This is a genomic window from Corynebacterium pollutisoli (assembly GCF_900177745.1).
Classification (GTDB): Bacteria; Actinomycetota; Actinomycetes; order Mycobacteriales; family Mycobacteriaceae; genus Corynebacterium; species Corynebacterium pollutisoli.
Genome location: NZ_FXAR01000001.1, coordinates 167,424 through 183,423 on the forward strand (window position 1 = coordinate 167,424; position 16,000 = coordinate 183,423).

The following is a 16,000-nucleotide window of genomic DNA, read 5'->3' on the forward strand; positions in this document are numbered from 1 at the left end:
GGGTATGCTCACGAGTTATGTGGTCTTTTCGCTTTCTCGTGGCAGCCGCGGTGGCGGCGGGGGTCATCGTCGCACCGTCGGTGGAGGCACAGGCGGGTGCGCAGGAGTGCCCCGCGGTGGCGGTCGTCGCCGCCCGAGGCAGTGACCAGAACGAGTTTCTCGAACCCACCCGCTACTCCGCGGAGGCACCCTGGATCTCCAACGGTTACGAGGAGCGCACGATCCGCGCCTTCCTGCAGTACTCCGAGGAGCGTCACCGGGCGAACACCGGCACCTCGCTGATGAAGGACGTGTACGTGCTGGGGCTGGACGCCAGCGTGTACCCGGCCGAGTTCCCGTCCCCGCAGCTCACGGAGAAGGACGAGGAGGTGGACAATCGCGAGTTCGCCCGTCGCGCGGTGGGGGCGGTCAAGGAGCGTCCCGCCCACCTCATGGCGTACGACGCCACCGTGGGCTTCGCCCAGAGCCTGCGGGCCGGCGTGCGGGGCACCCCGGGCTACATCGACGCCTGGGAGGAGCGGACCGGGTGTGCGCCCGGCTACATTCTCATCGGCTACTCCCAGGGCGCGCTCGTCCTCGCTCCCCAGGAGGAGGCTCTGGCGGAGCGGGGCCAGCTCATCGGCTCGTTGTATCTGGGCAACCCGCTGCTCACCCCGGGGGACGCCACGGTCATCGGGCAGCCGACCCGCGGTGGTGGACTGCTGTCCAGCCTCCCGCAGGCGGTCCAGCCGACGCAGGCGGACATCCAGCGCCTCAACTACTGCGCGGCCGACGACTTCGTCTGTGACGTCACCTCCAGCGCGATCGGGGGGTCCCTGACCACCAAGGGCGGTGTCCACGCCAACTACTTCCTCGAGATCGAGGAGAACGGCGCCTCCGAGTACGACGCACAGGTCTCAGACACCTTCGCGGGCTGGATCACCGGATATACTTCCCGTCCATGATAGAGCGCATCGGTGTCATGGGTGGCACCTTCGACCCGATCCACCACGGACACCTCGTCGCCGCCAGTGAGGTGGCGGACCGGTTCGCACTGGACCGCGTGGTGTTCGTGCCCACCGGTCAGCCGTGGCAGAAGGCCGACAAGAAGGTCTCCCCGGCGGAGGACCGCTATCTCATGACGGTCATCGCCACCGCGTCGAACCCGCGGTTCCATGTCTCCCGCGTGGACATCGACCGCGGCGGTGACACGTACACCGTCGATACGCTCACTGATCTGCGGGCGCAGTACCCGGGGGCCGAGCTGTTCTTCATCACGGGTGCCGACGCCCTGCAGTCCATCCTCACGTGGCGGGACTGGGACAAGATGTTCGACCTGGCGGAGTTCGTCGGCGTCACGCGCCCCGGGTACGAGCTCACGGAGGAGATGCTGCCGGAGGCGCACCAGGAGCGGGTCCACCTCATCGACGTCCCGGCGATGGCGATCTCCTCCACGGACGTCCGGCAGCGCGCCTCGGAGGGGCGCCCGGTGTGGTACCTGGTGCCGGACGGGGTGGTGCAGTACATCGCGAAGAATGATCTGTACTGACGCCCGGCGGGCGTTGCTGTGCGTAAACTAGGAAAAGTGCCCGCTCCGTGGGAAACTTATATCTGATTTTGTGCATCAACGTGAATCAACGTCAACTCTGTGAAGGATCTCTGTGACTGTTTCTGACGAATCCCGCCGCCTGGCCACCATCGCGGCTCTCGCCGCCGATGAGAAGCTGGCACGTAACATCGCGGTCTTCGACGTGTCCGACGTCATGGCCATCACCGATGTCTTCGTCGTGGCCTCGGCGGACAACGAGCGCCAGGTCGGCGCCATCGTCGAAGAGGTCGAGGATGAGCTCACCAAGGCGGGCGTCGAGCCGAAGCGCCGCGAGGGCAACCGCGAGAACCGCTGGGTGCTGCTCGACTACGGCGGGCTGGTGGTCCACGTCCAGCGTGACGCGGAGCGCGAGTTCTACGGCCTGGACCGTCTCTACCGCGACTGCCCGCTCATCGAGGTGGAGGGTCTGGAGCCGCCGGAGCGCCCGGGGTCCTGGACCGAGGATGACGTGGACACCCGCTCCGTGGAGTCCATCGACGACATTCCGCTCGCCGCCGAGGCGCCGGGCGACATCGACGAGGAGTACTGACCTCATGACACGCCGCCTGATTCTGATCCGCCACGGTCAGACCGACTACAACGCCACCCGTCGTATGCAGGGACAGCTGGACACCCACCTGTCGGATCTGGGTCGGGAGCAGGCGGCGCGCGCCGGACAGGCGCTGGTCGACGAACCGATCACCCGCATCATCTCCTCCGATCTGTCCCGCGCCTTCGACACCGCGAGGATCATCGCCGAGCAGCTCGGTCTCGAGGTGGAGCGGGATGAGCGGCTGCGTGAGACGCACCTGGGGGAGTGGCAGTCCCGCACCTCCGCCGAGGTGGATGAGGAGCTGCCGGGTGCGCGCGCGGCGTGGCGTCACGACGCGACGTGGGCCCCGCCGGGTGGCGAGTCCCGCGTGCAGGTGGCCGGCCGCGCCCGTCCCGTCATTGACGAGCTCATGCGTGACTACGGCGAGTGGGACGGTCACGCCGTGCTCATCGTCGCCCACGGCGGCACGATCTCGGCGGTGACCTCCAGCCTCCTCGACCTCGAGGTGGGCATGTACCCGATGTTGTCGGGTCTGAAGAACACCCGCCGCTCCGAGCTCACGGCACGCCCCCGGTATCAGCCGGGTAGCCGCGACGCCCTGGACGACGTCTCGCACGGTGTCGAGTCCGGCAACGGCGGCACCCAGACGGGGGCCCCGGTGTTCACCCGGGAGACCGTCGCCGACGCCCAGTGGTACCTCGACGGATGGAACATGGGATAGATGCCGGTACGTATCGTCACCGACTCGTCCGCGGGGCTGCCCGCCGACGTCGTCGAGGAGCTCGGGATCACCGTCGTCGACCTGCACGTCATGGCCGACGGCGAGGGGGACGGCGCCTCGACGGCCGGCCTGTCCTCCCTGGAGCTGGTCGCGGCGTACGCCCGCCAGCTGGAGCGCGGTGGCGATGAGGGCGTGCTGGCCCTCCACCTGGCGAAGGAGCTGTCCTCCACGTGGTCGGCGGCCGTGCAGGCGGCGGCGATCTTCCCGGAGGAGCAGGTGCGGGTCATCGAGACCGGTTCCGTCGGCATGGCCGTCGGGGCGGCGGCGATGACGGCCGCGAAACTCGCCTCCGAGGGCGCTGACCTGCAGACGTGCCACGACATCGCCGTCGATACGTTGGGTCGGTCCGCCACCTGGGTCTACCTGCACGGCATCGAGGACATCCGGAGGTCCGGGCGCATCTCCACCGGTACCGCCCTGTCGGCGACGCTGCTGGCCACCAAGCCGATCATGTCGATCGCCGGGGGCAGGCTGGAGCTGGTGGGCAAGACCCGCACGCAGGAGAAGGCGTTCACCCGCCTCGTGGAGCTCGTCATCGAGCGTGCCGACGGTCGACCCGTCTTCGTCGCCATCCAGCACAACGACGCCGCCGACTCCGCCGCGCACCTCGAGGGCATGCTCGACGAGGTGCTGCCCGCAGGCTCCAGCCTCATGTCCCTGCCGATGGAGGCCACCCTGGCGGTGCACACCGGGGTCGGGGCCGTGGGTGTGTCCGCGGTGTTCATGTCGCATCCGGAGGATGTTGTCCCCAGTTAGGTGACATTTCACCGACGTTGTCCACAGGCTGGCGGCGGTGCCCTTTCCCGGCGGTGGGCCGGGTTCTAGCGTGGGGTCCATGAGCCCGCTGGATCGTCTCAAGGACCTCACCCGGCCGACCGGGGAGGAGTCGCTTCTCGACGTCGCCTACCCCACCCCTCGCCTTCAGGTCACCGTCCGGCACGCCGTTCTGGCGGCGCTCACCGTCGTCGTTCTCGTCGCCGGGGTACTGGCTCTGCAGTCACGGTCGCCGGAGCCCGTGGCCGTGGAGCTGCCCGCGGTGGGCACCTCGGAAGCGCCCGCCGCCGACCTGGTGGTCTCGGTCGTGGGGGCGGTGACCGAACCCGGGTTGCTCACCCTCGCTCCCGGCTCCCGCGTGCACGACGCCCTGCTGGCCACGGAACCGCTGCCCGACGCCGACCTGCTCGCCCTCAACCTCGCCCAGAAACTCACGGACGGCCAACAACTGGTGGTTCCCGTGGTGGGGGAGTCCCATCCTGGAGACGCCACCGGCTCCGGCATCTCCCTCAACTCCGCCTCCGCGTCCGAGCTCACCGCCCTGCCCGGCATCGGCCCGGCGACGGCCGCCGCCATCGTCGCCCACCGGGAGAGTGCCGGCGGCTTCGGGGCGGTGGAGGACCTGCTGCAGGTCAAGGGGATCGGCCCCGCGAAACTGGAGGGGCTGCGGGACCAGGTCACCCTGTGAGCGAACTGCGCCTCGTCCCCGGGGCCCTCGTCGTGTGGGCGGTGACGCTGGCCCTGCTTCTTGACGTCCCCGTCGTCCCGCTCCTTCTCGTCCCGCTGGCGCTGCTGTGGTTCCGGCAACCAGGCCAGGCGGTGCTCACCGGGGTGCTGGGAACGGGGGCCGCGTTCCTCGTGTGGTGGCGGCGTCGACTCGCCGCCGGGTGGTCGGCACCCGAGGAGGCGGTCGGGCGCGTGGTCGCGTCCGGCACCGGGCATGTGCGCGTGGCGCTGCCCGGACACCCCACCCCGCTCACCGTCTTCACCGGGGACGCCCCACCCACCGGGGCGCGGGTGCTCGTGGAGGCCGGATGGTCCGGGAGCGGGCGGGCCGGGGTGGGCGGGCTCGTGGGCAACGGCGACCTCACGGTGCTGCGCGATCCGCAGGGCATGAGCCGCGTGGCCGCCACCGTCCGTGGCGCTCTGCGGGCGGCTGTCGACGCGACCGTGGGGGAGTCCTCCCGCGGGCTCATCCCCGGCATGGTGCTCGGTGATGTCGGCGCGCAGTCGGAGGCGGAGAAGCAGCTCTACATCGACACCGGGCTGTCGCACCTGTCGGCGGTGTCCGGGGTGAATGTTGATAGCAAAGGTGTCTCAAAGACAGGGCTCAGAGTCCTCTGAACTGCTGTAACGCTAACTAAGTTGGCGGGACAACACCACCCCGAAGCGCACCCTGCCAGCAGACTGACTTCTCGAAAGGTACTAATCATGGACGTTCGCCAACGCATTAACGACAACCCGCTCCTGGCGCCGGCACTCAAGTGGGACCCGGAGGATGGCACGCTTTCTGGCAGCGAGGCTGCGCTGGTGCGGATCGTACAGGCGCTGACAGCGGACCTGGAGGCCCTGGATGCTGACCAGCAGCAGGCACTAGGGGATCTGGTGGGGGAAATCGCTTCAGAGACACTGGAGGCCGAGCAGGCGGGTCTTCGTATGCTCGGTCTGATCTAGCTCGCAGTAGGTTGATGCCTTCGTTTCGGAACCATGTCGGTACTTAATACGGTACGGCGTTTAACTAAGACCGGACATTTCCTAAGCTACGAAAGGCAGATACCGGAGCCAAAACGTTTACGCTCGGTCCTGCTGTAGTTTCTAGAAATCGTGAAGTTTCCCTGTTCTAGCAGCTCCGGCCCACGGGTGTGCGCCTGTGGGAATACTGCTCACGACTACAGAGGCACCCTGGAGTGCCGCTAGCCGGGTGGAAGGTATTTTTGGGTGCTTTGATTAAGACGCAAACTCCCAGGTCGGAAGGTAACCTTCCACGAGATGCCCCACCACTAGGAAGTGAGAAACGCTAAGTCCGCACCTTAGTCGTCGACCTTGATTACCCTGAATTCTAGTTCGTCAACATCATCTGGGGCCGGATAGTCCCCGGGATTAGACTCGTGGAGAATCTCAGCACCCAGTTCGTGGCAGCCCAACAAGTAAAGTCCATAGTCGTATGCTGCTTCTTCTGTCTCGAAAACATCATCTTCAATATCAGAGCTGCCATCTGAGTACTGCAGCTCAACTTTGAAAGGCACGGCTTATTCCCTCCATCTGAATTCGGCTGTTTGTTGATTCTGATTGAAGCACAAGCAGAACATATTCTACCTTACCTCCGTGATTCCACTTTGCCTTCTGTGGGATGAATTTTCAGCGTGTGAGCCTCGTTTTAGCGACATTTAGCCCAAGTGGGGGCGGGTCAGGCCACCGCTTGCGTCCTCGGTTGCGAACAAAAGTGTCCGTAATCCCTAATATCACAATTGTGGTACGCTAGTTGCGATGGACAGGGATCTCGGACACCTGAACTGTGCATTCCAGGGTTTCACTGACCCCTGGTCGCACCGTGTCCGAGATCGACCGATTATGACCAAGAAAGACCCATATGGACAAGCAGCAGCTAGCTAACCGCATCTGGGAATCCGCCAATGTGATGCGCTCCAAGATCGAAGCCAACGAGTACAAGGACTACATTCTCGGCTTCATTTTCTATAAGTTCCTCTCGGATCAGGTGGAGCAGCTTCTGCTGAGCGCCGACGCTGAGCCTGAGGATTTGCCTGAGGTGCTCACAGAGGATGACCAAGAGACTGTTGCTTACGTACGCTATAACCTCGGCTATTTTATGGCCTACGAGAACCTCTACTCCACATGGCTGAAAAAGGGCAACGACTTCAACGTCGCTAATGTACGTGACGGATTGGCTGCCTTTGAGCGTTTGATCCTGCCGGAGCGCAAACCTGTGTTCGATGGCATCTTCGACACGCTACAGACGGGTCTATCCAAGCTGGGTAGCAACGCTACCGAGCAGACCAAGGCCATTAAGAAGGTCCTGGAGCTGATCAACGATATCCCCACCGATGGCAAACAGGGCTATGACGTGTTGGGCTACATCTACGAGTATCTGATCGAGAAGTTCGCCGCGAACGCCGGCAAGAAGGCCGGCGAGTTCTACACCCCGCATGAGGTCTCGTTGGTGATGAGCCACATCATCGCCGACCATCTTGCGGGGCGCTCTGAGATCCAGATCTACGACCCGACGTCTGGTTCCGGCTCGCTGCTGCTCAACATTGGCCAGGCTGTCGCCAAGCACATGGGTGATCCCGACCGGATTAAGTACTTCGCTCAGGAGCTGAAGGAGAACACCTACAACTTGACCCGTATGAACCTTGTCATGCGTGGTATCAAGGCTGACAATATCGTCACCCGCTGTGGCGACAGTCTGGCGCACGACTGGCCGATGTTTGACGAGCGCGACCCTGTCCAGACCTACCAGCCGCTCTACGTTGATGCAGTGGTCTCGAATCCGCCATACTCCCAAAACTGGGAACCAGAGGGCAATGAGTCAGACCCCCGCTTCGCACGGTTCGGCCTGGCACCCAAAACCAAGGCGGATTATGCGTTCCTACTGCATGAGTTGTTCCACGTCAAGCCAGACGGCATCCTCACCATCGTGTTGCCTCATGGCGTGCTGTTCCGTGGTGGTTCTGAGGCTGAGATCAGGCAGAAGCTGGTTGAGTTCAACCACGTCGACACCATCATTGGCCTGCCTGCCAATATCTTCTACGGAACGGGTATTGCGACCACCATCCTGGTGTTGAAGCAAAAGCGCGACCGTGATGACGTGCTGTTCATCGACGCCTCCCAAGGCTTCGTGAAGCAGGGTAAGCATAACCACTTACGTGCTCGTGACATTCAGCGCATTGTTGATACTGTCCATAATCGTGTCGATGTCGAGCATTTCGCGCGCGTGGTCACCCGTGATGAGATCCGGGACAACGACTTCAACCTTAATATCCCCCGCTACGTCTCTGCGACTCTGCCGCCAGAGCCGGTGGATCTGTACGCCACGATGCACGGCGGTATTCCGGTGTCCGAGATTGATGAACTTTCTGAGTACTGGGAGGCGCTACCGGGCCTGCGTGAAGCGCTCTTTGATGAGCAGGACAACGGTTATGCACAGCTACGCGACACAGACCTCAAGACTGTTATCACGGGCCACGCTTCCTCTGTAGCACTGGAAGAGCAGACCCACGCGGTGTTGGCCGACCTGCCTGAGAAACTGACTGGACTGTTGGTGCATGGTGCCGAGACTGTGCCTATCAACACCACAGAAGACCAGCTGAAGTCTGACCTTTTTGCCCGCCTTGCCCCTGTACCGTTGGTTGATGTCTACGGGGGTTACCAGATCCTGAACGACCACTGGACGACCATTGCTAATGACCTCGACATCATCCAGACCGAGGGGCGTGATGCTGTGCGTGTTGTCGACCCCGTAATGGAATGGAAGACCAAGGATAAGAAGAAGGTCTATATCCAGACGGGCTGGGAGGGCCGTGTCGCTCCGTTTGCCTTAGTACAACAGTTGTTCTTGCCTGAGCTTGAGCATGAGGTTGCAGCACTAACCCGCGATGTCGACTCCGTGGCTGGTGAGCTTTCTCAGCTGATCGAGGGCCTGACGGAAGAAAACAAAACCGAGCTGGGCAAGGAACTGAACGACAAGCAGGACGCCTTCAAGAAGACGGAGGTCAATAAGGCGGTCAAGGAACTCCCCGACGATACGCAGTGGCCTGAAGGCAGCTCTGAGGCTGCCCTCATTGAAGCCAAGAGGTTGCTTGCTCAACAAACCAAGGTCAAGGGGCAGCTCAAGAAAGCAGAACAGCAGCTCGAAGACGACACAATAGCTACGATCCACGGGTTGACTGACGCACAGGTCGAGCAGGTGCTCACTGCCAAGTGGGTCACTGCTCTCACGAGCGATCTAGCAGACATGCCAGCTCATGCGCTGCGTGAACTGGACCGTCGCGTCCAGGCGCTGCACGATAAGTACGCTGTAGCACTGACTGACATTGCTGTGGAGATTGAGCAGATGGAGTCTGAGCTTAGCGGACTTCTCGGCGGACTTGTCGGCTCTGACACTGACATGCAGGCTGTGGCTACTTTGCAGGGTCTGTTGGGAGGTGGCAGCCATGAGTAACTGCAACGTGCCCAAGCTACGTCTCGATGGTTTCGAGGGGGAGTGGACTAAGGACAAAGCCGGCAATATTTTTATTGCTATCGATGACCGTGGATACCCGCAACTTCCGGTATTATCCGCCACCCAAAACAAGGGTATGATTCCTCGCAGCATGATGGGCTACAAAATTCATCATGACCGGGATAACGAAGTTGGTTACAAGCGTGTTCAGATCGGTGACTTCGTCGTCCATTTACGTTCGTTCCAAGGTGGCTTTGCTCACTCCTACTACGACGGTATTACATCGCCCGCCTATCATGTATTTCGCTCTCGACATGAGGAGGAACAGGATGATGTTTTCTGGCGCTTTTGCTTCGCATCTCCAAGATTTATTTACCTTCTGAAATTCGTTACTTATGGTATCCGCGATGGCAAGAGCATCAGTTTCCCGGAGTTTCTAGAGCTGGAGCTTAAGTACCCCTCTAAGAGAGAACAGCACGCGCTTTCAGAGCTGTTCACTAACCTTGATGCAGTCATCGACCAGCACACAGACAAGCACCGTGTGTTGCAACGCACCAAGACCGCACTCATGCAACGCATGTTCCCACAGGACGGCCAAACTGAGCCTGATCTTCGTCTCGATGGTTTTGAGGGGGCGTGGGAATCTGCACCTCTGAGTCAAACCACCGCTCTCTTGACTGATGGTGATTGGATCGAGTCAAAGGATCAAAGCACTGAGGGTGTTCGACTTCTTCAGACTGGTAATGTCGGAGTTGGGAGATTCGAACCGAAGCCTGACAATATGCGGTGGATCTCGTCGGAGACTTTCGACCGTCTTCATTGCGAAGAAGTTTTGCCTGGAGACATTCTGATTTCCCGACTTCCAGACCCTGCCGGACGAGCATGTATTGTCCCCAAAATGCCTTATCGCATGATTACTGCTGTGGATTGCGCTATCGTCCGAGTCACGGCTGATCATGACCCTAGCTTCGTGGTGACTTATCTAAGCACTCCTGGCTACTTTAACCACATCAACACGCTTATGGCTGGTGGTACACGACAGCGGGTGAGCCGCAGCCAGTTATCTGCTGTGCAGATTGCACTACCACCCACTCTTGAAGAACAACAAGCCATCGGGGCGGTATTCACCAAACTCAATACCCTGATCAACGCTGAGACTCAGCTCATCGAGAAGCTCAAGCACACTAAATCTGCCCTCTTGCAGAAGATGTTCGTGTAGGGACACCAGGCCATGACTACCACTTTCCCTAACGAAGCCCAGTTCGAGGATGCTCTCGTTGATCTGCTCACCCGTCATGGATGGGACAAGGACATCCTCAACCACCCCACCGAGCAGGAGCTCATCGACAACTGGGCGAAGATCCTCTTCGACAACAACCGGAACCGCGACCGCCTCGGTGACGTGCCACTCACAAACGGCGAAATGGCGCAGATCATCGAGCAGATCACTGAGCTGCGCACGCCACTGGCACTTAATGAGTTCATCAACGGTCGCACCGTGGGTATTACCCGTGACGCACCGCAGGCTCACAACCTCGGCAAGGAGGTCAGCCTCAAGATCTACGACCGGCTGGAGATTTCCGGTGGTCAGTCGCGGTATCAGATCGCGCGGCAACCGCAGTACGCCGCCACCAAGTCCGACCTGCTGCCGTCGCGGCGTGGCGACCTGATGCTGCTCATTAACGGTATGCCCATGTTCCACATCGAACTCAAGCGCAGCGGTGTGCCTGTGTCTCAAGCCTGTCATCAGATCACCAAATACGCCCATGAGGGCGTCTACCGAGGTATCTATTCGCTCGTCCAGATCTTCCTGGGTATGACACCCACGGAGACGGTGTACTTCGCCAACCCCGGTGCTGCTGATCGCTTCAACCCGGACTTCTTTTTCCACTGGGCTGACTTCAACAACGAACCCGTCAATGATTGGGACAAGGTAGCGAAAATGCTGCTGTCCATTCCCATGGCGCACCAACTCATTGGCTTCTACACCGTGGCTGACCGCGCCTCCGGAAACCTCCTGGTCATGCGCTCCTACCAGTATTACGCAGTCGCACAGATTGCCGACCGTGTCGAAGCACATGACTGGGAGAGCGGTAACCAACGCGGCGGCCACATCTGGCACACCACTGGCTCAGGCAAGACCATCACGAGTTTTAAGACTGCACAGCTTATTGCAGATTCCAAGAATGCCGACAAGGTGGTCTTCCTGCTCGACCGCATCGAACTGGGCACACAGTCACTGTCCAACTACCGCAGCTATGGTGGCGACTCGATCTCTGTAGAAGACACCTCCAGCGCCGACAACCTCGCCACACTGCTCAGCGATGACTACACGACGCTGATTGTCACATCGTTGCAGAAGATGTGCCGCATCAACGACGAGGCCACGAAGCTCGCTGCTCTTGACACGATCCGCAACAAACGTGTGGTCTTCATCGTCGACGAAGCGCACCGCTCCACCTTCGGCGATATGCTCGCCACTGTAAAGAAGACCCTGCCCAGCGCACTGTTCTTCGGCTTTACCGGGACACCGATCCACGCTGAGAACCAGAAGAAGCACTCCACGACAACCACGCTCTTCGGCGATGAACTGCACCGTTACTCCATTGCCGACGGCATTCGTGACGGCAACGTCCTGGGCTTCGACCCTGAGATGGTCGAGACGTACTCAGCACATGACTTGCGTACCTACGTCGCACTTCACGAGGCCCACGCCACCGACGAGGTGGAGGCTCTGTCTGACCCCGCCAAGGCCAGGGTGTACACGAAATTCATGGATAAGGGCCAGGTGCCGATGGCCTCTGTGTACGACGGTGCGGGTAAGCGCACCAGGGGTATTGAAGACTACCTGCCCACAGCTCAGTACCGGGGCGACGACCACCACGAAGCAGTGGCCAAAGACATTGTCGAGCATTGGGTACAGCTGAGCCGGAACAGTGCCTTCCATGCCATTTTGGCCACGGCATCGATCCCAGAAGCCATTCAGTACTACCGGATCTTCAAGAATAAATACCCGCAGCTCAAGGTCACAGCACTCTTCGACCCTCACATCGACAACACCGGTGAGCAGCAGCTTGTGAAGGAAGATGGTCTCCTGGAGATCCTGGAAGACTACAACGCGCAGTACAACCAGCATTTCACTATGCCGACACATGCCGAGTTCAAGAAGGATGTCTCAGCGCGTCTAGCTCACAAGAAGCCCTACGACACGCGCGACTTCACGCCCGACAAACAGATCGACTTGTTGATCGTGGTTGACCAAATGCTCACCGGCTTCGACTCTAAGTGGTTGAATACTCTCTACCTGGACAAAGTCATCGAGTACGAGAGCATCATTCAGGCGTTTTCGCGCACCAATCGTATCTTCGGCCCCGAAAAGCCCTTTGGTTCGATTCGCTATTACCGCAAGCCGCACACCATGAACGCCAACATCGAGCGTGCCGTGGAGCTTTACGTAGGTGACAAACCCTTCGGTTTGTTCGTGGAGAGCCTTGATGAGCACCTGCGTGCTATCAACGAGTGCTTCGAGAAGATCACTGAGCTGTTTACTGTGCCCTCCACAGACACAACTCCAGCGCATCCTGACTTTTCAACTTTGCCGAGCGACGAGGCCGACCGGGGCGAGTTCGCCAAGGTTTTCAGCGAGCTCTACCACGAGCTTCAAGCAGCGCAGATTCAGGGCTTCACCTGGGGCGAGGATACCTACTACTTCGACGACGGCCTCATCACTGTGGTTTTAGATGAGGACACATACCTCACACTTATCACGCGTTATAAGGAACTCAGCGACGGGGATGATGATCCAACGCCATCCGGTGGCGGGGATGAGGTGCCATTTGACATCGATGTGCACATCACACATATCGACACCGACCGTATCGACGCAGACTACCTCAACAGCAAGTTCGAGAAGTATCTCCGGGGACTCCACGACGATGTGCCGGCCGAGACGCTGGCAAGCCTGCTGGAGGAACTTCACAGCAGCTTCGCGCGTCTCGACCGTGAAGACCAAAAGTTCGCAAACCGTTGGCTGCATGACGTGCAGGCTGGAGAAGTGGAGCTGCAGCAGGGCAAGACCGTCCATGACTACATCAACGAATACCGTTTAACTGAGCGCGATAAGCAGATTGCCCGACTACAGGATGGACTTGGGGTCAACGCCCGCTTGTTACGGGAGATCCTCGATGCGCATGTTTCCTCAGGCACGCTTAATGAGTACGGCAGGTTCGACAATCTCAAGGCAGCTACTGACCTCACACGTGCCGAGGCGTACTTCAGCCAGCTCCACGGGGAAAAGGTCTCACGCTTTGTGGTCAGGAGAAAGCTGGATTTGCTTCTCCGAGATTTCATCCTGAACGACCACCTGCCCGAGAACTTGCGAGTGGATGAGACCAGCATCGATGCGGAAACCGTGGACGTGACCTAGATGCTTATCGGATACGCACGCGTGAGCACCGCTCGCCAAGGTCAGTCGCTTGAGATCCAGCGAGAGGCTCTGATCGACGCTGGCTGTGATCCGAACCACCTCTACACTGACACGATCAGTGGCACGAAGTGGCAGCGTCCCGGCCTCGATGCTGCGCTGAACTATATGCGTCCTGATGACACTCTGGTCGTGACCCGCCTCGACCGCCTTGGCCGAAACCTCGTGGAGACGGTCACTACCATCAGTGACCTCGCAGACCGAGGCATCAATGTACGTGTCCTGGAGCCTGCGTTGGACACGTCCCGACCAGCCGACAAAGTGGTCGTCAACGTGATGGCCAGTCTTGCCGAATGGGAGCGCGACCTGCTTGTCCAGCGCACCCGTGAAGGTGTCGCCCACGCCAGGGCGCAGGGTCGTGTCGCTGGACCTAAGCCTAAGATTTCGGACGAACAGGCGAGACAGGTGAAGACACTGGTAGCTGGTGGGGAATCTATCGCCGCAGTTGCCCGCAGCTTCGAGGTCTCGCGTCAAACGATCTATCGTGCCATCAAACGAGTGGACGCAGAGTAATCGCGTTTCATGGCGCAGCAGCCACCCCTCCCAGCGGTATCCCGAACTATCCATTGCCGTGATTTCCGCGCACCCCGCCCGAACCTGCCGTGCATTTACCAACGGGCCCTCTAACTGTCCAGAAAATCGTGGGAATTCTTCTACCAGATGAACCTCCCCAACACTGCCCATTGGGGTGGGCTGAGGATCAGCGATTACGGGGCGCTAGGCAGATAACGTTGTCCTCATGACACAGCATCATCGTGACGACCCGAACCTAGACGGCTATATTGACTGGATTGTCTACGACCGATTGTGCGGTACCTTTTCTGAAGACTGCGCAAGCCTCGACGAAGCTCAAGACCTATCAGCCCGAACCGGCGGGGGGCCGATCTTCAGGCGTCGGTGGGTACGCGAGACAGACATGAAATAACTCCTGTGGACGCCTGAGAGCTGATGATGGTGACTGACCTTCTGTTGTTAGAGAAGCGGGCCTACCGGATTTCTCACGTGAGTAGGTCATTACAATTAGCCCGGATTTTTCACGGGTCTTGTCTCCAGTCCTCAGCACGGGGGTGACCGACTGCAGGGTCGGCGGAGTCCCGGCGGGTACTGGGCCGGGAAACCAGGGTCCGGTATGAGATCGTAGGGGAACTTCAGGACTGCAGTGACGAAAGCGTGCGGCTGGATGGGGCCAGGATCAGACGATCCGTCTGATCCTGGCCAGCCCATGCTCCAGTAACTCCCGGTGGGGCGCAGCCTGATCGAAGCGCAGGATGACCCGCCTTGCGTGACGCACCACGATCGCGGCGATCGACAACATCCTCGCCCGCAGCGTCTTCGGTTCCCATACCCACCACCGCGACCGCCGTTGCTGTGCCGCGGTACTGCCGGCAGCGGTGACCAACCCCGCCCAGGTGACGAGGCTCATTGCCAGGACCGCCACATGACACCACGTCTGATTCATCCGGAAACTCTCGTGCGGGAGTTTCCCCAACCCGCAGTCTTTCAGGTCCCGGATCCGTTGCTCGCACCTGCCCCTGCCGCGGTGCAGGACGTCGAGCCGGTTGGCATGGCCGGGGCGGTTGGTGACAAAGGCCTGAACCCGGCGGCCATCGACATCCGTGATGCGAAGCTGCGCCCCGGACGCGGGGTGTTCCACCCGGATGATGATCCGCGTATCGTCGGGGTAGTTGTCCAGGTCGGGGCCCAGGGGTTCCCCGGCCCAGGACCGCATCCGGGAGGTGATATCGGCAACGTAGCCGTCACCCGGGTCGGTGACGGTGCCGTCGGGGCGGATGATGCCCTGCTTGACGGGGTCCCCCAGGGTCGAGGCGATCTCCCCGATCTGCCAGGTCACCGGGAACCCGATGGAATAGGCCAGGCCCTGGTCGTTGAGGTGGTTGAGAAAGGATTGGGAACCACCGGCGGCATCGGTACGCACCTGCAGGCGTGTGTCCCACTCGTGTCCGTCGGCGTGCTCGGGCAGAGCACTCACCGCCTGGTCCAGCACGGTGATGTGGTCGGCGGCGGTGTTGGATCCGGCGTTGCCGGGGCGCAGGAGCACGGCTGCGGGTTCCCCGGTCAGCCCGTCGCCGTGGTCGATGATCGCTGCCAGGGGGTGGAATCCGAAGTGTTTCTTCCACGTCGGGGTGGCATGCTCTTTGTCGGAGTGGGAGAGGATTTCGGTGGCGTCCAGGTCGATGACCAGTGGATTGTCGGTGGTGGCCCGGGCTGCGGGGTTGCGGGTGCCGCAGGCGGCCCAGGCGGCTCGACGGGCCGATTTCATCCCCGCCAGGATCGCCGTGGTGCCGTCAGAACCCAGGCCGGCGAGTTCTGCGTGGCGGCGATGCACCGTGGAGTCTGAGGGCACCTGGTCGATCAGGCCGGTGGCCACCAGCGGATCCAGGAGGTCCACGTCATTTGCGTCGTCCCCACCGAGGGCAAGTGCCAGGGCGAGAGTGGTCATGGTGTGGCCGGTGGTGTGGACCAGGTTCGGGTTCTGCCGGTCCCCGAGTTCAGTGTCGATCGCAGCGGCCACCCCGACCTGATCAGCGGTGGTGGCCAGTAGCATGAGTCCGGCGTTCGAACACAGTTGGGAAGGTGCGGGGGTGCCGATATGGAAGCTGGTAGTATTCACCCTGAAGGTGATCCTTTCGACCTGGGTGTCT

14 protein-coding genes are annotated in these 16,000 nt (G+C 60.8%); 12 read left to right on the forward strand and 2 right to left on the reverse strand.

The genetic code is table 11. The features are described from left to right. Positions 1-17: 17 nt before the first annotated feature. The 8 genes from B9Y70_RS00850 (at position 18) to B9Y70_RS00885 (ending at position 5,349) form a co-directional block, all read left to right on the forward strand. Complete coding sequence (locus B9Y70_RS00850; protein WP_143337434.1) at positions 18-944, forward strand: hypothetical protein; 927 nt, start codon at positions 18-20, stop codon at positions 942-944. Beyond that, positions 941-1,528 carry a nicotinate-nucleotide adenylyltransferase gene (gene nadD, locus B9Y70_RS00855; protein ID WP_085548366.1) on the forward strand — a complete coding sequence of 196 codons (588 nt, stop codon included), beginning with the start codon at positions 941-943 and terminating at the stop codon, positions 1,526-1,528. The genes B9Y70_RS00850 and nadD overlap by 4 nt, the downstream gene beginning before the upstream one ends. Before the next feature lie 112 nt (positions 1,529-1,640). After that, positions 1,641-2,117, forward strand: coding sequence for a ribosome silencing factor (gene rsfS, locus B9Y70_RS00860; protein ID WP_085548367.1), 477 nt, complete (start codon positions 1,641-1,643; stop codon positions 2,115-2,117). A 4-nt stretch (positions 2,118-2,121) separates the two neighbouring features. Then, positions 2,122-2,841: a histidine phosphatase family protein gene (locus B9Y70_RS00865; RefSeq protein ID WP_085548368.1), complete on the forward strand. Its 720-nt coding sequence runs from the start codon at positions 2,122-2,124 to the stop codon at positions 2,839-2,841. Continuing rightward, positions 2,842-3,657, forward strand: a complete 816-nt coding sequence (locus B9Y70_RS00870) for a DegV family protein (protein WP_085548369.1) — start codon at positions 2,842-2,844, stop codon at positions 3,655-3,657. A gap of 79 nt (positions 3,658-3,736) precedes the next feature. Next, positions 3,737-4,363, forward strand: a complete 627-nt coding sequence (locus tag B9Y70_RS00875) for a ComEA family DNA-binding protein (RefSeq protein ID WP_085548370.1) — start codon at positions 3,737-3,739, stop codon at positions 4,361-4,363. Continuing rightward, on the forward strand, positions 4,360-5,019 hold the full coding sequence (locus B9Y70_RS00880) for a hypothetical protein (protein ID WP_085548371.1): 660 nt from the start codon (positions 4,360-4,362) through the stop codon (positions 5,017-5,019). Before B9Y70_RS00875 ends, B9Y70_RS00880 begins: the two co-directional genes overlap by 4 nt. A gap of 87 nt (positions 5,020-5,106) precedes the next feature. Beyond that, positions 5,107-5,349, forward strand: a complete 243-nt coding sequence (locus B9Y70_RS00885; protein ID WP_085548372.1) for a hypothetical protein — start codon at positions 5,107-5,109, stop codon at positions 5,347-5,349. A gap of 356 nt (positions 5,350-5,705) precedes the next feature. On the opposite strand, the gene B9Y70_RS00890 is transcribed toward B9Y70_RS00885, so the two are convergent. Beyond that, positions 5,706-5,921, reverse strand: coding sequence for a hypothetical protein (locus tag B9Y70_RS00890; protein ID WP_085548373.1), 216 nt, complete (start codon positions 5,919-5,921; stop codon positions 5,706-5,708). Between the two features lie 344 nt (positions 5,922-6,265). Between B9Y70_RS00890 and B9Y70_RS00895 the strand changes: the two genes are divergently transcribed. The 4 genes from B9Y70_RS00895 to B9Y70_RS00910 are packed head-to-tail and all read left to right on the forward strand — an operon-like array spanning position 6,266 to position 13,850. Next, entirely contained in the window at positions 6,266-8,854 is a 2,589-nt protein-coding gene (locus B9Y70_RS00895) for a type I restriction-modification system subunit M (protein ID WP_085548374.1), read from the forward strand. Next, positions 8,847-10,073 carry a restriction endonuclease subunit S gene (locus tag B9Y70_RS00900; RefSeq protein WP_085548375.1) on the forward strand — a complete coding sequence of 409 codons (1,227 nt, stop codon included), beginning with the start codon at positions 8,847-8,849 and terminating at the stop codon, positions 10,071-10,073. The genes B9Y70_RS00895 and B9Y70_RS00900 overlap by 8 nt, the downstream gene beginning before the upstream one ends. Positions 10,074-10,085: 12 nt before the next feature. After that, complete coding sequence (locus tag B9Y70_RS00905) at positions 10,086-13,280, forward strand: type I restriction endonuclease subunit R (protein WP_085548376.1); 3,195 nt, start codon at positions 10,086-10,088, stop codon at positions 13,278-13,280. Beyond that, the gene (locus tag B9Y70_RS00910; protein ID WP_085548377.1) at positions 13,281-13,850 is read left to right on the forward strand and encodes a recombinase family protein; all 570 of its coding nucleotides are present in this window, start codon (positions 13,281-13,283) and stop codon (positions 13,848-13,850) included. It begins immediately after the preceding gene. 679 nt (positions 13,851-14,529) lie between these two features. Here B9Y70_RS00910 and B9Y70_RS00915 read toward each other — a convergent pair. Further along, positions 14,530-15,969, reverse strand: a complete 1,440-nt coding sequence (locus B9Y70_RS00915; RefSeq protein WP_275886727.1) for an IS1380 family transposase — start codon at positions 15,967-15,969, stop codon at positions 14,530-14,532. Between the last annotated feature and the right edge of the window lie 31 nt (positions 15,970-16,000).